An 18681-nucleotide genomic window follows, 5' to 3' on the forward strand; every position below is an offset into this window, starting at 1 on the left:
ATGACGATGTTTGACACAGTGCTCATCGCGAACCGCGGCGAGATCGCCGTACGCGTGATCCGCACCCTGCGCGCCCTCGGGATCCGCTCGGTCGCCGTCTACAGCGACGCCGACGCCGAGGCCCGTCACGTACGGGAGGCCGATACGGCGGTACGGATCGGTCCGCCGCCCGCGGAAGGAAGGGGCGGCGCGCAGCGCCTCGTTGAGGGGCGGGGGTCGGGCGACGGGCGGGCGTATCTGCGCGTGGACGCCCTGATCGAGGCGGCCCGGCGCACCGGCGCCCAGGCGGTGCACCCCGGTTACGGCTTCCTCGCCGAGAACGCGGGCTTCGCGCAGGCCTGCGGGGGCGCCGGGCTGGGTTTTATCCGACCGCCGGGCCCCGCGGGCGGCCTCACGGGCGGCAAGAACCGCGCCAAGGAGACGGTGCAGGCGGCCGGGGTTCCGGTCGTGCCCGGCTCCTCCGGCAGCGGGCTCACCGATGCCCAACTCGCGGACGCCGCAAGGGAGATCGGCGCCCCGGTCCTCCTCAAGCCGTCCGCGGGCGGTGGCGGCAAGGGCATGCGGCTCGTACGGGATCTCGCGGTCCTGGACGACGAGATCGCCGCGGCCCGGCGCGAGGCACGGGCCTCCTTCGGTGACGACACCCTGCTCGTCGAGCGGTGGGTCGACCGGCCCCGGCACATCGAGATCCAGGTGCTCGCCGACGGCCACGGCAATGTGGTCCACCTCGGCGAGCGCGAGTGCTCACTGCAGCGCCGCCACCAGAAGGTCATCGAGGAGGCGCCCAGCGTCCTGCTCGACGAGGAGATCCGGGCCGCGATGGGCGCGGCGGCCGTGCAGGCGGCGCGCTCCTGCGGCTACTCGGGCGCGGGCACGGTGGAGTTCATCGTGCCGGGCGGCGACCCGTCCTCGTACTACTTCATGGAGATGAACACCCGCCTCCAGGTCGAGCACCCCGTCACCGAGCTGATCACCGGGGTCGACCTGGTGGAGTGGCAGGTCAGGGTCGCTTCGGGCGAGCGACTCCCGTTCGCCCAGGACGACATCACCCTCACCGGGCACGCGGTGGAGGCTCGCATCTGCGCCGAGGACCCGGCCCGCGGCTTCCTCCCCTCCGGCGGCGCGGTACTCGCGCTGCACGAGCCGTCCGGTGACGGCGTGCGCACCGACTCCGGGCTGAGCGAGGGCACGGAGGTCGGCAGCCTCTACGACCCGATGCTGTCCAAGGTCATCGCGTACGGCCCGGACCGCGCGAGCGCCCTGCGCAAGCTGAGGGGCGCGCTGGCCGAGACGGTCACGCTGGGCGTGCAGACCAACGCCGGGTTCCTGCGCAGGCTCCTCGCCCACCCGGACGTGGTGTCCGGCGAGCTGGACACGGGCCTGGTCGAGCGGGAGGTCGACGGCCTCGTCGACGCGTCCGTACCGGACGAGGTGTACGAGGCGGCGGCGCTGCTGCGGCAGGCCTCACTGGAGCCCGCCTCGACCGGCTGGACCGACCCGTTCGACGTGCCCAGCGGCTGGCGCATGGGCGGCACACCGGCCGAGGTCACCCACCACCTGAAGGTGCCGGGCCAGGACCCGGTGTCCCGGCCCGTACGCGGCCGCCTGCTCGAGCGCACCGAGGACCGGATCACCCTCGAACTCGACGGCCTCACCCACACGTTCACCTGCGCCGGCGACTGGCTCGGACGCGACGGCGACGCCTGGCACGTCCAGTCGTACGACCCGGTGGAGGCCTCCCTCACCGGAGCCGCCCACGTCGGCGCCGACACCCTCGCCGCCCCCATGCCCGGCACCGTGACCGTGGTCAAGGCGGCCGTCGGTGACGAGGTGGCGGCCGGGCAGTCGCTGCTCGTGGTCGAGGCGATGAAGATGGAGCACGTCATCGCCGCCCCGCACGCCGGCACCGTCACCGAACTCGACGTCACGCCCGGTACGACCGTCGCGATGGACCAGATCCTCGCCGTGGTCACCCCGCACGCGGAGGAGCAGTCATGACGGACCTGCCCATGGTCGTCCCGGCCCAGGGGCTCCCGTCCCGCGTCCGCATCCACGAGGTCGGAGCGCGCGACGGACTGCAGAACGAGAAGGCGACCGTACCGACCGATATCAAGGCGGAGTTCATCCGCCGCATGGCCGCCGCCGGCCTCACCACCATCGAGGCGACCAGCTTCGTGCACCCCAAGTGGGTGCCCCAACTGGCCGACGCGGAGGCCCTGTTCCCGCAGATCAGCGGGATCGAGGGCGTCGACCTCCCGGTCCTCGTGCCCAACGAGCGGGGCCTCGACCGCGCCCTTGAGCTCGGCGCCCGCCGTATCGCCGTCTTCGGTTCGGCGACCGAGACCTTCTCGCAGCGCAACCTCAACCGGTCGGTCGCCGAGTCCCTCGCGATGTTCGAGCCGGTGATCGCCCGCGCGAAGGCCTCCGATGACGACAAGGTGCACGTCCGCGGCTATCTGTCGATGTGCTTCGGCGACCCATGGGAGGGCGCCGTCCCGGTCCGCCAAGTCGTCGGTGTGGCCAAGGCGTTGCTCGACCTCGGCTGCGACGAGCTGAGTCTCGGCGACACCATCGGCGTCGCCACCCCCGGTCACGTACAGGCGCTGCTCGCCGCGCTCAACGAGGCGGGCGTGCCGACCGGCGCCCTCGGCGTGCACTTCCACGACACGTACGGCCAGGCGCTCTCCAACACCCTCGCCTCGCTCCAGCACGGCGTCACCACGGTGGACGCGTCCGCGGGCGGCCTCGGCGGCTGCCCGTACGCGAAGAGCGCCACCGGCAATCTCGCCACCGAGGATCTCGTGTGGATGCTCGACGGCCTCGGCATCGAGACCGGGGTCGACCTGGCCGCGCTCACCGCCACAAGCGTGTGGCTGGCCGAACAGCTGGGCCGTCCCAGCCCCTCCCGCACCGTCCGCGCGCTCTCCCACAAGGACTGAGCCCGTCTCTCACCTGGAGTGATCAGGGATGACCCTGGACCACCGGCTCTCCGCCGAACACGAAGAACTCCGCCGTACCGTCGAGGCGTTCGCGCACGATGTCGTCGCGCCGAAGATCGGCGACTTCTACGAGCGGCACGAGTTCCCGTACGAGATCGTCCGCGAGATGGGCCGTATGGGCCTTTTCGGACTGCCCTTCCCCGAGGAGTACGGCGGGATGGGCGGCGATTATCTGGCGCTCGGGATCGCGCTCGAGGAACTGGCCCGTGTCGACTCCTCGGTCGCGATCACCCTGGAGGCCGGGGTCTCGCTCGGCGCGATGCCGCTCCATCTGTACGGGACCGATGAGCAGAAGCGGCAGTGGCTGCCGAAGCTGTGCAGCGGCGAGATGCTCGGCGCGTTCGGCCTGACCGAGCCGGGCGCCGGCTCGGACGCGGGCGGTACGCGCACGACGGCCGTACTCGACGAGGCCACCGACGAATGGGTGATCAACGGCACCAAGTGCTTCATCACCAACTCCGGTACGGACATCACCGGCCTGGTCACGGTCACTGCGGTCACGGGTCGCAGCGAGTCCGGGAAGCCGCAGATCAGCTCCATCATCGTCCCGTCCGGCACCCCCGGCTTCACGGTCGCCGCCCCGTACTCGAAGGTCGGCTGGAACGCCTCGGACACCCGCGAGCTCTCCTTCGCCGACGTGCGCGTGCCGCGCGCCAATCTGCTCGGTGAACTCGGCCGCGGTTACGCCCAGTTCCTGCGGATCCTCGACGAGGGCCGGATCGCGATCTCGGCGCTCGCGACCGGGCTCGCGCAGGGCTGTGTGGACGAGTCGGTGAAGTACGCGAAGGAGCGGCACGCGTTCGGCAAGCCGATCGGTGCCAACCAGGCCATCCAGTTCAAGCTGGCCGACATGGAGATGAAGGCCCACACGGCCCGCCTCGCCTGGCGGGACGCGGCCTCCCGTCTCGTGCACGGGGAGTCCTTCAAGAAGGAAGCCGCGCTCGCCAAGCTCTACTCGTCGACGATCGCCGTCGACAACGCCCGTGAGGCCACGCAGATCCACGGCGGGTACGGGTTCATGAACGAGTTCCCGGTGGCCCGGATGTGGCGCGACTCCAAGATCCTGGAGATCGGCGAGGGCACGAGCGAGGTGCAGCGGATGCTGATCGCGCGGGAGCTGGGGTTGTGAGCTGAGGCGCCGTGAGCTGAGTCCGGCGGGGTACCGGGACAGACCCCGCCCTCCCGGGGGCCGAGCCCCTTGAAGGCTATCGGCGCCCACTGACAACACCCCTCGGCAGGCGGGAGCGGACCTTAGGTTAGGTTAGCCTAAGGCCGAAGATCGACGGCTCCTCCGCGGTCCGCTCACCGCCCGTCCCGAGAAGGCAGATCCACCATGTCCAAGCCCCGTATGCCCCAGCTCTCCCGACGCGACCTCCTCGCCGCCGGCGGCGCCGCCGGTCTCGGCGCGCTGCTCGTCGCCTGCGGTGACGACAAGGGATCGAAGAAGGACAGCGGTTCGGAGCAGGCTGCCGACTCCGGTCCCTGGTCGTTCAAGGACGACCGCGGCACCGAGCTGAAGGCGGACAAGAAGCCGTCGAACATCGTGGCCTTCACCGGCACCGCCGCCGCGCTCCACGACTACGGGATCCAGGTCAAGGGCGTCTTCGGCCCGACCGAGACGAGCGACGGCAAGCCCGATGTCCAGGCCGGCGACATGGACATCAGCAAGGTCGAGATCATCGGCAACGCGTACGACAAGTTCAGTGTCGAGAAGTACGCCTCGCTGAACCCGGACCTCCTGATCACGGACATGTGGATCAAGGACCAGCTCTGGTACATCAGCGGCACCGCGGCCGAGAAGAAGATCCTCCAGCTCGAGGTGCCGACCGCCGCGCTGTGGGCCGCCGAGACCACCATGGACAAGGCCCTGGCCCGCCGGCTCGGCCTGGCCGTCTCGCTCGGCGCCGACGCCAAGGACAAGAAGGTCACCGACGCCAAGGCCGCCTTCGAGAAGGCCGCGGCCCGGCTGCGCTCGGCCGCCAAGGCCAACCCGGACATCACGGTCATGATCGGTTCGGGCTCCGCCGACCTCTTCTACGTCACGCTCGCCGAAACCGCCGCGGACACCGCGTACTTCGAGAGCCTCGGCGTGAAGTTCGTGAAGCCGAAGGTGAACGCGCAGGGCTTCTTCGAGGAGCTCAGCTGGGAGAACGTCGACAAGTACAAGGCCGACGTGATCATGATGGACAACCGCACGGGCACCCTGCAGCCGGCCGACCTGGACAAGTCCAAGCCGACCTGGAAGCAGCTCCCCGCGGTCAAGGCCGGTCAGATCATCCCGCGCGTGACCGAGCCGATCTACTCGTACGCGAAGTGCGCGCCGGTCCTCGACGACCTGGCGAAGGCGATCGAGGACGCGAAGAAGGTCACCAAGTGACCTTCCGTCTCTTCGGCCTCGAGGTCATACGGACCGAGCGCCTGTCGCCGTCCATGGCGCGGGTCACGTTCACCGGGTACGGAGAGGACGCGGGCCTGACCGGGCTCCACTCCGGCGGCCGCGACCAGTCCTGCTCGCTCTTCCTGCCCCTGCCGGGCCAGAGCGAGCCGGTGCTCCCGCCCGAACAGGAGCCGGGCGCCTGGTACATGGCGTACCGCTCGATGCCCGACGACGAGCGCGCGGTGATGCGCTCGTACACGGTGCGGGCCCAGCGCCCCGAGGCGGGCGAGGTCGACATCGACTTCGCGCTGCACACCGACGGCGGGCCCGCCTGCGTCTGGGCCGAGAAGGCCGCGCCCGGCGACCGCGTGAAGGTGCTCGGTCCGGCGGAGGCCGACAACACGGGCGTGCGGTTCAAGCTTCCGGAGCCGGCCCCCTGGGTGCTGCTGTGGGCGGACGAGACGGCCCTTCCGGCCGCGTCCTCGATCCTGGAGTCGCTGCCGGCCGGCCTTCCGGTCCGGGCGTTCTTCGAAGTCCCGTACACAGCCGACGAGTTGGCGCTGGAGACGGCGGCCGACCTCAAGGCGACCTGGCTCGCGCGCGAGAACGGCGCGAACGCGCTCGAAGCGATCCGGGAAGCCGCCGATCTGCCCGACGGAGCCCCGTACATCTGGCTCGCGGGCGAGGCGGGCGCGATGAAGCTGATCCGCCGCCACCTCATCAACGACCGCGGCTACGACCGCCGTTCGGTGAGCTTCACCGGCTACTGGCGCCAGGGCGCCAGCGAGGACCGGCTGCGCGACGAGGCGGCCGCGGGCGTCACGGAAACAGAAGAGGACTGAGCCTCTCACCTCACTCCGGCGCCCCGGGAGACGGTCCTCCCGGGGCGCCGGCATGTTTACCCTCTCAACCCCCCGGCCCGGGGACCCTCGGTGGCTTGGAGGTCTCCCTTCCCGGCGCGTCCCAGCGCGGCCCATGCGCCGCGAGCCGCTCCTTGTACGCGTCCCAGTCGTGCGTGGACGCGGGCGACCAGCCGAGCTCCGCGATCCCCGGCAGCCGCGGGAACGCCATGAACTCGATGTGCGCACTGGTCGAGATGGTCTCCGACCACAGCGGTGCCTCGACGCCGAAGACGGACGACTCCGGCGCCCCGGCCAGATACGTCCCCGGATCCCAGTCGTAGGACCGGTCCACCTCGACCAGACCCGCCCAGGCCAGGCCCAACGGGGTGTCCTTGGTGTACTTCATGTCGAGATACGAGCGGTCCGCCGGCGAGAGCACCAGCTTGGTGCCCTTCTTCGCCGCCGCCACGACCTGATCGCGCTCGGCCTGCCCGGTCTGGTCGTAGCCCCAGTACTGCGCGACCGCACCCTTGGCCGGGTTCCCGCCGGTCAGCTGATGCCAGCCCATCACCGTCTTCCCGTACTTGGCGACGATCGGCTGCACGCGGTCCATGAACTTCACGTAGTCCTCGTGCGGCGTCGAATGCGCCTCGTCCCCGCCGATGTGGAAGTACTTGCCGGGGGTGATGGCCGCGATCTCGCGGATCACGTCGTCCACGAAGTCGTACGTGACCTCCTTGGGCACACAGAGCGAGCTGAAGCCGACGTTCGTGCCCGTGTAGAGCGGCGGGGCGACCCCGTCACAGTTCAGCTCGGCGTACGAGGCGAGCGCCGCGTTGGTGTGACCGGGCATGTCGATCTCGGGGATGACCTCGAGATAGCGCTCGGAGGCGTAGCGCACGATGTCCTTGTACTGGGCCTTGGTGTAGTGACCGCCCTTGCCGCCGCCGACCTGCGTGGAGCCGCCGTACTCGGCCAGGCGCGGCCAGGAGTCGATGGCGATCCGCCAGCCCTGGTCGTCGCTGATGTGCAGATGGAGCTTGTTGACCTTGTACATCGCCATCTGGTCGATGTAGCGCTTGACCTGGTCGACGGTGAAGAAGTGCCGTGACACATCGAGCATGGCTCCGCGGTACGCGAACCGCGGTGTGTCCTCGATCCGCCCGCCGGCGACCTTCCAGGGGCCCCGCTGCCTGCTGTCGGACTCGATCCGCGGCGGCAGCTGCTGGCGCAGCGTCTGCACGCCGTGGAACAGTCCGGCGGGCTCCTTCGCGGTGATCGTGACACCGCCCTTGCCTGACTCGAATCGATAGCCCTCCGCGCCCAATTCCCGTGCCTTACGGGAGATTTCGAGCCGGATTCCGTCGCGCCCGCCCTCGTCGGTCACCGGCAGCCGGTAGCCCGTCGACGGCCTCAGTACCTGGGCGAGCTGCTCGCCGATCCGCCGCGCCTCGCGCGAATCGTCGGCGACGCGGATCCGGGTGCGGGAGGTGATCTCGTACGGCGATCCGCCGGCGTCGACCTCGGCCGGCGCGGGAATCACCTGGCCGAGCGGCACGACGGCGGGCGCCGCCTTCGCCTCGCCGGCCGGGGCCGCCCCGACACAGGAGATCCCGACCACCGCCACGAGCAGCAGCGAGCCGAGCAGTCTGGGGGTTGTCCATTGCTGTCTCACAAGTCTGTTTCCCTTCGGCGGGGTGCAGTCCAGTCCTGTGCGCAGTCGAACGGTCACCATGCGTACCGCACCCCACTCGGGCGGTCAAGGTATAGACCACTCGGACGGCCGGGGTGATGAGCAACTCGGCCTGCACCGGAGAGCCGGACCGGCCCCTGATGCAGAATCAATGGCATGGCGGAAATCATCCAGCGCGACGGGACCTGGACCTTCGACGGCGACACGCTCCGGCTCGTGCCAGGACACGACAAGAACGTCGGGCTGCTCCGCAAGACGCTGGGCGAACTGGAGGTCCCCATACAGGCGTTGGCGGGGATCTCCTTCGAGCACGGCAAGAAGCAGGGCCGCCTCAGGCTCCGCCTGCGCGAGGGCTCCGATCCGCTGATCCACGTCACGGGCGGCAAGCTGACCGACACGACCGATCCGTATCAGCTGACGGTGGAGTCGGACCGTTACGGCGTCGCCGAGTACTTCGTGGACGAGGTGCGCAACGCGCATCTCATCGAACAGGTCCCGACGGACCCCTGCACCGCCTACTTGCTCCCGGGTCCGTCCGTCCCGATCTCCGCCAGCGCCGGGGACGGCACCGCGAGCTTCGACGGCGAGCGCGTCCGGCTCGAATGGAAGTGGAACACCGAGGAGGCCAAGGCCGCCTCCGGCACCCGCACCCTCGCCCTCGACGACATCGAGTCCGTCGAGTGGCAGCCCTCGGCCGGCCTGGAGAACGGCTACCTCCGCTTCAAGGTGAGGAACGCCCCGACGAAGGCCCCGCCGAAGTACGACCCGAACGCGATCGAGCTGTGGGGCTTCAAGAAGGACCCCTTGATGTCCCTGATCGCCGCCGCCGTACAGGCCCGCCTCCCCCATCCGACCGCGGAGACCTCGCCCGCGGAGCCGCAGAAGTCGCTGACCGCGGCACCCGCCCCGACCGCCGACGACCACGACGCCCTCCTGCGCCGCCTGCGCGAACTGGGTGAACTTCACCAGGCCGGAATCCTCACGGACGAGGAGTTCACGATGGCCAAGCAGGCGGTCCTCAAGCGGCTGTGAACTCAGCCTCTGCGGCATTTGAGCAGATCCGAGCGAAGCTCGGATGCTGGGGTCCCGGGGCGAAGCCCTCGGTTTCGGGAAGGGGCAGGGCGGGGAAAAATCCAATCCCTGCCCGAAACCGGGCAGGATTCTTGCGAACACACCCCGGGATCCCCCAGGATCATGCAAATGCACGACGACCTCGTTGATCACCTGACACGCAGCACCCCGCTCGCGCGGGGTGAGGCCCTGCGGGTGATCCAGGACGTGCTCGCGTACTTCGACGAGACGACCGAAGACTTCGTCCGTCGCCGCCACCGCGAACTCCAGAGTCAGGGCCTGGTGAACGCGGCGATCTTCGAACAGATCTCGGCGGACCTGACCTACCGCGCGGTCGCACCCCCGGAGCTCTCACTCCGCCAGTTGCGCCGCATCGTCTACGGGTAGCCGGAAAGCCCCGGAAACCGCAGACCACAAGAGCTAGAAGACCGAGACCCAGAGGACCCTCAATATGTGCGGAATCGTCGGTTATATCGGCAAACGAGATGTGGCCCCCCTCCTCCTCGAAGGCCTGCAGCGCCTGGAGTACCGCGGCTACGACTCGGCCGGCGTCGTCATCACCGGCCCCAAGGCCACGGGCCTGAAGATGGTCAAGGCCAAGGGCCGCGTGCGCGACCTCGAGGCCAAGGTGCCGGCCCGCTTCAAGGGAACGACCGGTATCGCCCACACCCGCTGGGCCACCCACGGCGCGCCCTCCGACGAGAACGCGCACCCGCACATGGACGCCACCGGCAAGGTCGCCGTCGTCCACAACGGCATCATCGACAACGCGGACGACCTGCGCGCCAAGCTGACCGCCGACGGCATCGAGTTCGCCTCCGAGACCGACACCGAGGTGCTCGTCCACCTGGTCGCCCGCTCCCAGGCCGACACCCTGGAGGAGAAGGTCCGCGAGGCCCTCCGCCTCATCGAGGGCACGTACGGCATCGCCGTCCTGCACGCCGACTTCGCCGACCGCATCGTGGTCGCCCGCAACGGCTCCCCGGTCGTCCTCGGCATCGGCGAGAAGGAGATGTTCGTCGCCTCCGACGTCGCCGCGCTCGTCTCGCACACCCGCCAGGTCGTCACGCTCGACGACGGCGAGATGGCCACGATCAAGGCCGACGACTTCCGTACGTACACGACGTCCGGCACCCGTACGACCGCCTCCCCCACCACTGTCGAGTGGGAGGCCGAGTCGTACGACATGGGCGGCCACGACACGTATATGCACAAGGAGATCAGCGAGCAGCCCGACGCGGTCGACCGCGTCCTGCGCGGCCGCATCGACGACCGCTTCTCCACCGTGCACCTGGGCGGTCTCAACCTGGACGCGCGCGAGGCCCGCACGATCCGCCGTATCAAGATCCTGGGCTGTGGCACTTCGTACCACGCGGGACTCATCGGCGCGGGTCTGATCGAGGAGCTGGCCCGTATCCCCGCGGACGCCGAGCCGGCCTCCGAGTTCCGCTACCGCAACCCGGTCGTCGACCCCGACACCCTGTACATCGCGGTCTCGCAGTCCGGTGAGACCTACGACGTGCTCGCGGCCGTGCAGGAGCTCAAGCGCAAGGGCGCCCGCGTCCTGGGCGTGGTCAATGTCGTGGGTTCCGCGATCGCCCGCGAGACCGACGGCGGTGTGTATGTGCATGCCGGGCCCGAGGTCTGCGTCGTCTCCACCAAGTGCTTCACGAACACGGTCACCGCGTTCGCCCTGCTCGCCCTGCACCTGGGCCGTATCCGGGACCTGTCGGTCGCGGACGGCAAGCGGATCATCGAGGGTCTGCGCCGGCTGCCCGGCCAGATCCAGGAGATCCTCAAGCAGGAGGACGAGATCAAGAAGCTCGCGAAGCGGTACGCCGACGCGAAGTCGATGATGTTCATCGGCCGTGTCCGTGGCTACCCGGTCGCGCTCGAGGCCTCCCTCAAGCTCAAGGAGATCTCGTACATCCACGCCGAGGCGTACCCGGCCTCGGAGTTGAAGCACGGACCGCTGGCGCTCATCGAGCCGTCGCTGCCGACCGTCGCGATCATCCCGAACGACGATCTGCTGGAGAAGAACCGCGCCGCCCTGGAGGAGATCAAGGCCCGCAGCGGCCAGATCCTCGCGGTCGCGCACCAGGAGCAGGAGAAGGCCGACCACACCATCGTGGTGCCGAAGAACGAGACCGAGCTTGACTCGATCCTGATGGGCATCCCGCTCCAGATCTTCGCGTACCACACGGCACTTGCCCTCGGCCGGGACATCGACAAGCCGCGTAACCTCGCGAAGTCGGTGACGGTCGAGTAGTCCCCCGCCGTACGTACGCGAACGACCCCCCTGTGTATGCCACCAGCACACAGGGGGGTCGTTCTCGTAGGGCCGAAGTCGCCCATTACTCCGGCCCGTTGGCTGCTCAGCCGGTGGCCGTCACCCCCCGGCCGGCAGCACGTCCGGTGAGTGCGGGCCACTTGGCGAGGGCCGCCGTGGCTCCGTACCAGGCGACGAGACCGGCGGCGACGCCTGCCCAGCCGCCGACCTTCGCGAGCGCTTCGGCCTCGCCGAAGGAGGCGATGCCCAGGAGGAGAAGGGACAGGAAGGTCAGCCCGTACATGCCCTGGCCGAGCAGACCGCCGCCGGCTGCCCCGAGGGTCAGGCTGAGTGCGAGAAGAGCGAAGAGCAGCAGGAAGAGCCCTGCGGCGTTGGTCGATACTTCGGCGTTCGCGGTGCCCCAGGTGAACCAGAAGGCGCCGAGAGAGGCGAACGCGGTGCCCGTGAACGCGTCACGGTCGCGGAATGCGAGCAGACCTGCGATGAACAGCGCGATACCACCGACGTAGGTGGCGACGGACATCGCGTCCGCCGCCGTCACGCCGTCGATCACGTCCGCGTGCCCGAGGCCGAAGGCCAGCAGGGTCACGCCGAGCGCGAGGTGGCCGAGGGTGGAAGTGGTGCTGCTTCCCGCGGAGACTTCGTTGTCCACGGCGGGCTCCCTTCGAAGTGCAGTTGTGCTGCGTGGTGCTGGGCCGTGCAGTTGAGCCAGCAACCTTTATGTACCCTTCACAAGGGCACAAACCACCTCTACCGGGCGGTAGATTTATCCACCGTCAAGGGGAAGTTGACGCTTCGAACGCCCCATCTCACCTGGGACAACGGGGAGTTACGGAATGGCAACGGCGGCGCGCTGAGGGAGGGGTACGGGAGGACGCCGGCGAAGCGCTACGGGATCACTACGACAGGCCGCTGCGCGCGCTTGGCGAGCCGGCCCGCGACCGAGCCGAAGATCCGGCCGACGATGCCATGGGTCGAGCCGACGACGATGGCGTCCGCCTCGTACTCCCGGCCGACCTCTTCGAGTTCGTGGCAGATGTCCCCGCCGCGTTCGACGAGGATCCAGGAGACCTCCGCCAGATAGTCGGCGCAGGCGAGTTCGAGACCGAGCACCTCGGTGCGGTGGTCGGGAACGTCCACGAAGACCGGCGGTTCACAGCCCGCCCACACCGTGGTGGGCAGCCGGTTGGCCACGTGCACGATGATCAGCGCCGAGGAGGAGCGCCGGGCCATGCCGATGGCGTACGCGAGAGCGCGTTCACTGGAGGTCGAGCCGTCGAAGCCGACGACGACCCCGTGCCGGAACGCGGGATCACAGGACTTGCGGAGCTCTTCCGCGGCGAGGGGCTCGCCTGCGAGGTCCGCGGGATCGGCGACCTGGCGCTCGATCTGGCGCTTGCGGGGCGCGGGTTCGGGAAATTCGTGACCGGCCATCGTCGTCTCTGAAAATGAATCCTCGAAGGAGAGGGACGGCTTGCGGAGGAGCGAAGATCAAGGGGTCGGCGGAAGGCGGTCACGGAGCAGTGTCCGGGAATCATCTTCCCAACCCGTATACCCCAAGGGTACGGCGACACTCCTCTCCTGCCCAGGTCCCGCAGGGGGCCCCGCGGCGTTCCAGGAGCATGCATGAGCGGGTCCCCGTATGGCAATGGTCCCTGTCTCCTACAGCTTTTCGCCCGGACTCGTACACACCTCCACACCCGGCCGCGTCATACGAGGTTGACCTGCCGGGCCGGTCACGGCGGGCCGGGGCTCCGGTCCCCGTGACCGGCCGCCCCCCCCCGCGCTGAATCTGCGACACCGCGGTCCGGGGGAGCCCGCCGGGCCCGCAGTCGCCCCGCCGCCGAACGTCACACGCGGCCGTCGGCGCCGCACCCCACCCGCACCTGCCGCCCCTTGCACACCATCGACACCCTGGCTGACTCCGCCCCCACGGACCACATCCGCACACTCGGTGCGAGATGTGGTGGGCTGGGCGGCGTTCAGCTGTGTCCTGGTGCCGGTGGTCCTCGTCGTCTACGGGACGTCACTCGCGGGCGCGGGCGGTGCCGCGCTCGGCCTGGCCGCCGTGACCGGCGCCTGCCGGGTGCTGCTGCGCCGGTCGGAGCGCGGGACCGCGCGGCTTTGCGCGGAGCGGAACACCGGTGACCGGGCACGGCACGGGCGTGCCGGCGCGGGGGCGCACAGGGGCGGGCGGCACGGGGGCTGATTCACGCCGGGCGCCGACTGGAAACCGTCGTACGCCCCCGTCGCTTTTCGGCCAAAGTCCCGGATGGGCCGCCAGGTTGCGGTCCAGGCTCCCCAACCCCCGTACCACCAGCGGGAAAAGGCCTTCCGAGGCCCCGCGCACCCTATGTGGACCGGCCACCGGCGCAAGGCGCACTTCCCAGTAACGCCCTGGAGTGCAACGCTTCGTGATCGAATGCTTCACGCCAAGTTGCCTTGTCGACAATGCAGTAGGTGCCGAACTGGTCACGCCGGCACCATCGGACACAGTAGATTCGATCTTGACCGTCCAGGCGGGGGACTCGTTGCGAGGGGAAACGTGCAGGAGCGACAGGGCCGACACGCAAGGGGTGCCGCAACCACCGAGGGGGGCTTAGCGCCATGAGCCATGACTCCGCCGCACCGGAGACAAGCCGCAAGCTCTCCGGCCGCCGGCGCAGGGAAATCGTCGCCGTGCTGCTGTTCAGCGGCGGTCCCATCTTCGAGAGTTCCATCCCCCTGTCCGTGTTCGGCGTCGACCGCCAGGACGCCGGCGTCCCGCGCTACCGCCTGCTCGTGTGCGCGGGCGAGGAGGGACCGCTGCGCACCACGGGCGGGCTCGAACTGACCGCGCCGCACGGCCTGGAGGCGATCGCCCGGGCCGGCACCGTCGTCGTACCGGCCTGGCGCTCGATCACCGCACCGCCGCCGCAGAACGCCCTTGACGCGCTGCGTCGCGCGCACGAAGAGGGTGCGCGGATCGTCGGCCTGTGCACCGGCGCTTTCGTGCTCGCCGCGGCCGGACTGCTCGACGGCCGGCCCGCGACCACGCACTGGATGTACGCGCCGACGCTCGCCAAGCGCTACCCGTCCGTCCACGTCGACCCGCGTGAGCTCTTCGTCGACGACGGCGACGTACTGACCTCGGCCGGCACCGCGGCCGGAATCGACCTCTGTCTGCACATCGTGCGCAGCGACCACGGAACCGAGGCGGCCGGGGCCCTGGCCCGCCGTCTGGTCGTGCCGCCGCGCCGCTCCGGCGGTCAGGAGCGCTACCTCGACAGGTCTTTACCGGAGGAGATCGGCGCGGACCCGCTCGCCGAGGTCGTCTCCTGGGCACTGGAGCACCTCCACGAGCAGTTCGACGTCGAAACGCTGGCGGCCCGCGCGTACATGTCACGCCGTACGTTCGACCGCCGTTTCCGCTCCCTGACGGGCTCGGCACCGCTGCAATGGCTGATCACGCAGCGTGTGCTGCAGGCGCAGCGGCTGCTCGAGACCTCCGACTACTCGGTCGACGAGGTCGCGGGCCGCTGCGGCTTCCGCTCGCCGGTCGCGCTGCGCGGGCACTTCCGGCGCCAGCTGGGGTCCTCGCCCGCCGCGTACCGGGCCGCCTACCGGGCACGACGGCCGCAGAGCGAGCGCTCCGTCGAGGTGGCGGACGGTCCGATCCCGACGCAGTCCCGGCGTACGGCCGCGGCCGCCGCACAGGGGCAGCCGTCGGCCTCGGCACCGGCCGACCGCGGCTCCGAGGCGGGCAAACCGGGCTCCGACGCCTATGCGCCGGGCACTTCCGGTACCCCGGGACGCCCGACGCTGCCCGGGCAGCGGGAGCGCCCCGTAGACACCTCGGGGTACTAACTCGTCAAGCGGCAACCGCAAGTTGGGCGGGGAACGCGGTGTGTTCTTCGAACAGCTTGCGGTGCCGCGGACGGATCCTGAGGCGTCGAGCGATCACGTTCGCGGGATGAGTCCCCCGTTCACGGCGCGGTCGTAGAGCCGTTGGTGCCACTCGTTCGCGTCCGGTCCAGGGGCGGTGGTCAGGACAGGGTTCGGGCCCGTCTCGATGAGGTGCAGGAGTGTCCAGGCGACGCCGTAGCAGTCGTCCGGGCCGAAGCAGGAGACCAGCGCCAGCGCCTCTTCGCGTGTGACGGGCTTCTCGATGGCCTCAAGCTGGTGGACACGTAGGTCGATCTCTTCTTCGCTGGCGTCCCAGTCGGGCAGCGGGCCGTCGGCGACGAACGTCTGGACTTCAGGTCTCATGGGCGAATGATCTGCTGCCCTCGCCATGGTGGACAAGGCTTCGGTGCAGGTCATGCGGCTGCTGCCGCTGCAGGTGGAAACACGGGGAACGCGGTGTGTTCTTCGAACAGCTTGCGGTGCTGCAGACAGTGGTAGAGCTGGCCGATCATGCGGTTGAAGAGGTTGCGCTGGGCGGCGGCGTGCCAGTCTCCGTGCTCGTCGCGGCGCCGGCGGTAGTAGGCCAGCGCGCCGGGTGATGCGTTAGGCGCGGAGAACGCCCACAGGTAGCCGACATGGTTGAGCCGGTCGTTCTTCACCCACCGTCTGGTGATCGCCGCTTTTTGCCGGAGGCCCTGGTGATGGGTGAGGAGCCCGCGTAGGCCTTAAGGCCGCGGGCGTCGGCGAAGCGGGTGCGATCGTCTCCGATCTCTGCGAGCATCCGGGCGCCGAGCTGGACCCCGAGACCCGGGAAGCTAGTGATGATCTTGGCGTCCGGGTGCTGCGGGTTAGCAGGGCGAGCATCTGCTTGCCGAGCGCTTCCTCGACCAGTGGTGGCTGGTGGGCCCACTCCGCGCGGAAGATCTCGCGGAACCGTTCAACTTCGGCGTCGATGCCGCGCTTGCGGCTGGCCCGCTTGAGTGCCGCCTGCAGCTGCGTGCGGGTCAGCTTCGCGGACCGGGATGGCGTCGGGGCGAGACGCAGAATCTCGCGGGCTTCGGGGCGGCAGAGTCCGTTCTTCCAGGCCTCGACCGCGGCCAGAGCGGAGGGGTAGTACTCGCGCAGTAGGGAGCGGAGCTGGTTGGCGATCTGCTGCCGGTTCCAGGTCGCGTCCTGCTGGGCACGGGCTAGAACGGCGATGGCGCGCCCGAGGTCGGTGTCGTCAGGCAGGGGGCGGTGGGCGTGCATGTCGGTCCGCAGGATGTTCGCCAGGACCAGATCGTCGCCGGGGTCGGACTTCTTTCGGGAGACAGAGTGGCGGTCACGGTAGCGGGCCGCCGCCATTGGGTTGATCGCGAATACCTGCCGCTTGCCGGTCCGCAGGACGGAGACGAGTAGGCCGCGGCTGGTCTCGATGGCGACCGGGATCGGATCGTCTTCGGTGTCGCCGTGCTCGGCGAGCAGCTCTAAAAAGATCTTGTATCCGGCGATCTCATCGGTGATGTGACGCTTGGCGACGACCCGGCCAGTGTCGTCGACCAGGGCGATGTCATGCGTCCGCTCGGCCCAGTCGATACCGCAGTAGATCAAGATGGTCCCCTCCTCAAGATGTAAACCTGAGCTGGTCACGAGCTCATGCGGAACCACGCGGCGCCCTAATCCCAGGCCTCTGCCACGACGGGCTGGGCCGACACCTCGGTAGCCGTTCGTGGCACCAGCTCGCCACGGGCTCCGGTCTAGGCAGGAACTCAATCGGCTCGGGCCTATCAAGGAGTCACCGTGCGGCGGGCTCGCACCACCAACACCAACGAGTGATCAAGTGACGAGTGTTGACACTCGGCGGTCATGGTCGTCGCCGCTCTGGTTAAAGGCATAAAGGCCCGGCCGTTTGAAGACATCGACCCAGGGCCAACCACCACCCAGATTGTCTTCGTGGCGACGACCGCGCAGGAGCCGAGCTGTGCTCGATCTGCGCAAAGGCGTCGAGGCCGTGTCCTGCGTTGGCATCCACCCAGCGCCCGCGCGATCGTCACCAGACCAGCAGGCCCGCCCACCGCTCTACGGGAAGGCACTCACGCGCCGGGGTAAAGGCAGGCATGACGGCCCTGCTGTTCGAACGGCCCCTGGCCTCTCTGATCGGGTCCGCTCGCCTACAAACGGATTAGGGTAATGGGCATGAACGATCGCATGGTGTGGATCGACTGCGAGATGACCGGGCTCTCGTTGACGGACGACGCACTCATCGAGGTGGCCGCACTGGTCACCGACTCGGAACTGAACGTGCTCGGCGAAGGCGTGGACATCGTGATCCGTCCGCCCGACGCCGCGCTGGAGACGATGCCCGAGGTGGTGCGCCAGATGCACACCGCCTCGGGCCTCCTCGACGAGCTCGCGGGCGGTACGACGCTGGCGGACGCCGAGGAGCAGGTCTTGGCCTACGTACGTGAACACGTCAAGGACGCCGGCAAGGCCCCGCTGTGCGGGAACTCGGTGGGCACGGACCGGGGCTTCCTGCTCCGTGACATGCCGACCCTCGAGGACTACCTGCACTACCGCATCGTCGACGTCTCCTCGGTCAAGGAGCTGTCGCGGCGCTGGTACCCGCGGGCGTACTTCAACAGCCCGGAGAAGAACGGCAACCACCGGGCGCTCGCCGACATCCGTGAATCCATCGCCGAGCTGCGCTACTACCGCGAGGCGATCTTCGTCCCGCAGCCGGGACCGGACTCGGAGACGGCGCGCACGATCGCGGCGAAGTACGTCCTGCCTGCGGATCCGTCCTGACAACCGCCTGACCCCCCGGGAAAAAGGTGGGCGCGAGCACCCTCTCGGACCCTGTACACTTTTTCTCGGCCGGTCGGAAAAACGACCGGACATGGTGGGTGTAGCTCAGTTGGTAGAGCACCTGGTTGTGGTCCAGGTGGCCGCGGGTTCAAGTCCCGTCACTCACCCTGATGGATCGGGGCCCGGTTCGCGTCAAGCGGACCGGGCCCCGATCTTTTTCGTTCGCGCGGCTTCCTGCGGTGATCAGCCCAGTACGAGGTGGAGTGTGCTCTCCGCCACGATGCCGTAGTCGGCCAGGGTGCGGCCGTCCTCCAGCTGCTTGCCCGCGAAGATCAGGCGCTGCTGGTCCGGCGGAATGCCCTCGCTGTCCTGGATCAGCACCTTGACCTGCTCGACCGTGGAGCCGAGCTCGGCGCACACGGTGATCGTTTCGCCCGTGAGGGTCTTGACGTAGATCGGCACCAGTTCCTGCTCCGCAGTGCCGCCGATGCCGATGCCGATGCTCACTGCTGCCTCCGGCGCGCAGGCGTTCGGCTCGGCTTGTGCCGCGGACGCGGACGCGGACGCGGGAGAGGCCACTGCGAGGCTCATGGCGGCGAGGCTCGCGGCGGTCACGGCGAAACGCAGAATCATGAAGTCCCTTTCGTTGACGGGCCTCCAGCGTGCTCCGCGATCGCGACCGCCACATCCGGAGCCCGGCCAATCGTGGGAGGTCGGCGGACTTCCCACGCGGGAAGTCC

General features: G+C 69.2%; 16 protein-coding genes, 1 tRNA gene and 1 pseudogene. 12 read left to right on the forward strand and 6 right to left on the reverse strand.

All coding sequences use genetic code 11. The features are described 5' to 3' along the window. Positions 1-6 precede the first annotated feature (6 nt). The 5 genes from JAO81_RS23240 to JAO81_RS23260 all read left to right on the forward strand — a co-directional run bounded on the left by JAO81_RS23240 (position 7) and on the right by JAO81_RS23260 (position 6218). Positions 7-1998: a biotin carboxylase N-terminal domain-containing protein gene (locus JAO81_RS23240; RefSeq protein WP_199549849.1), complete on the forward strand. Its 1992-nt coding sequence runs from the start codon at positions 7-9 to the stop codon at positions 1996-1998. Then, positions 1995-2939, forward strand: coding sequence for a hydroxymethylglutaryl-CoA lyase (locus JAO81_RS23245; protein ID WP_199549850.1), 945 nt, complete (start codon positions 1995-1997; stop codon positions 2937-2939). The genes JAO81_RS23240 and JAO81_RS23245 overlap by 4 nt, the downstream gene beginning before the upstream one ends. A 28-nt stretch (positions 2940-2967) precedes the next feature. Continuing rightward, complete coding sequence (locus JAO81_RS23250) at positions 2968-4128, forward strand: acyl-CoA dehydrogenase family protein (protein WP_199549851.1); 1161 nt, start codon at positions 2968-2970, stop codon at positions 4126-4128. A gap of 204 nt (positions 4129-4332) precedes the next feature. Further along, positions 4333-5376 (forward strand): ABC transporter substrate-binding protein, encoded by a 1044-nt coding sequence (locus JAO81_RS23255; RefSeq protein WP_199549852.1) that lies wholly within the window; start codon positions 4333-4335, stop codon positions 5374-5376. Further along, on the forward strand, positions 5373-6218 hold the full coding sequence (locus JAO81_RS23260) for a siderophore-interacting protein (protein ID WP_307813579.1): 846 nt from the start codon (positions 5373-5375) through the stop codon (positions 6216-6218). The genes JAO81_RS23255 and JAO81_RS23260 overlap by 4 nt, the downstream gene beginning before the upstream one ends. Positions 6219-6282: 64 nt before the next feature. Here JAO81_RS23260 and JAO81_RS23265 read toward each other — a convergent pair whose 3' ends face one another. Continuing rightward, on the reverse strand, positions 6283-7893 hold the full coding sequence (locus tag JAO81_RS23265) for a beta-N-acetylhexosaminidase (RefSeq protein WP_307813580.1): 1611 nt from the start codon (positions 7891-7893) through the stop codon (positions 6283-6285). Positions 7894-8067: 174 nt separating this feature from the next. Here JAO81_RS23265 and JAO81_RS23270 point away from each other — a divergent pair, with 174 nt between their 5' ends. From JAO81_RS23270 to glmS, 3 genes are all read left to right on the forward strand, one after another. Continuing rightward, complete coding sequence (locus tag JAO81_RS23270) at positions 8068-8943, forward strand: DUF4429 domain-containing protein (protein WP_199549854.1); 876 nt, start codon at positions 8068-8070, stop codon at positions 8941-8943. Positions 8944-9111: 168 nt separating this feature from the next. Then, positions 9112-9369, forward strand: coding sequence for a hypothetical protein (locus tag JAO81_RS23275; RefSeq protein ID WP_199549855.1), 258 nt, complete (start codon positions 9112-9114; stop codon positions 9367-9369). A gap of 64 nt (positions 9370-9433) precedes the next feature. Beyond that, a complete protein-coding gene (gene glmS / locus JAO81_RS23280) occupies positions 9434-11251 on the forward strand; it encodes a glutamine--fructose-6-phosphate transaminase (isomerizing) (RefSeq protein WP_199549856.1) in 1818 nt (605 codons plus the stop codon). 106 nt (positions 11252-11357) lie between these two features. Here the strand turns inward: glmS and JAO81_RS23285 are convergent, their stop codons facing one another. Continuing rightward, on the reverse strand, positions 11358-11924 hold the full coding sequence (locus JAO81_RS23285; protein ID WP_199549857.1) for an acetate uptake transporter: 567 nt from the start codon (positions 11922-11924) through the stop codon (positions 11358-11360). 236 nt (positions 11925-12160) lie between these two features. Then, complete coding sequence (locus JAO81_RS23290) at positions 12161-12706, reverse strand: universal stress protein (RefSeq protein ID WP_165334424.1); 546 nt, start codon at positions 12704-12706, stop codon at positions 12161-12163. A gap of 484 nt (positions 12707-13190) precedes the next feature. Here JAO81_RS23290 and JAO81_RS23295 point away from each other — a divergent pair, with 484 nt between their 5' ends. Together JAO81_RS23295 and JAO81_RS23300 are read left to right on the forward strand one after the other, a co-directional pair. Next, positions 13191-13481 carry a hypothetical protein gene (locus JAO81_RS23295; RefSeq protein ID WP_199549888.1) on the forward strand — a complete coding sequence of 97 codons (291 nt, stop codon included), beginning with the start codon at positions 13191-13193 and terminating at the stop codon, positions 13479-13481. Positions 13482-13879: 398 nt separating this feature from the next. Further along, positions 13880-15118, forward strand: a complete 1239-nt coding sequence (locus JAO81_RS23300) for a helix-turn-helix domain-containing protein (RefSeq protein WP_199549858.1) — start codon at positions 13880-13882, stop codon at positions 15116-15118. Positions 15119-15211: 93 nt separating this feature from the next. Here JAO81_RS23300 and JAO81_RS23305 read toward each other — a convergent pair whose 3' ends face one another. Beyond that, complete coding sequence (locus tag JAO81_RS23305; protein ID WP_199549859.1) at positions 15212-15520, reverse strand: hypothetical protein; 309 nt, start codon at positions 15518-15520, stop codon at positions 15212-15214. Between the two features lie 50 nt (positions 15521-15570). Continuing rightward, positions 15571-16786, reverse strand: a pseudogene (locus JAO81_RS23310) (IS110 family transposase). 546 nt (positions 16787-17332) lie between these two features. Between JAO81_RS23310 and orn the strand changes: the two are divergent. Beyond that, positions 17333-17941: an oligoribonuclease gene (orn, locus tag JAO81_RS23315; protein ID WP_199549860.1), complete on the forward strand. Its 609-nt coding sequence runs from the start codon at positions 17333-17335 to the stop codon at positions 17939-17941. Positions 17942-18035: 94 nt separating this feature from the next. Further along, a tRNA-His gene (locus tag JAO81_RS23320) sits at positions 18036-18108 on the forward strand. 76 nt (positions 18109-18184) lie between these two features. Here JAO81_RS23320 and JAO81_RS23325 read toward each other — a convergent pair. Next, entirely contained in the window at positions 18185-18574 is a 390-nt protein-coding gene (locus JAO81_RS23325) for a ubiquitin-like protein (RefSeq protein WP_233415799.1), read from the reverse strand. Between the last annotated feature and the right edge of the window lie 107 nt (positions 18575-18681).

The sequence above is a fragment of the Streptomyces sp. N35 genome (genome assembly GCF_016464295.1).
Taxonomy (GTDB): Bacteria; Actinomycetota; Actinomycetes; order Streptomycetales; family Streptomycetaceae; genus Streptomyces.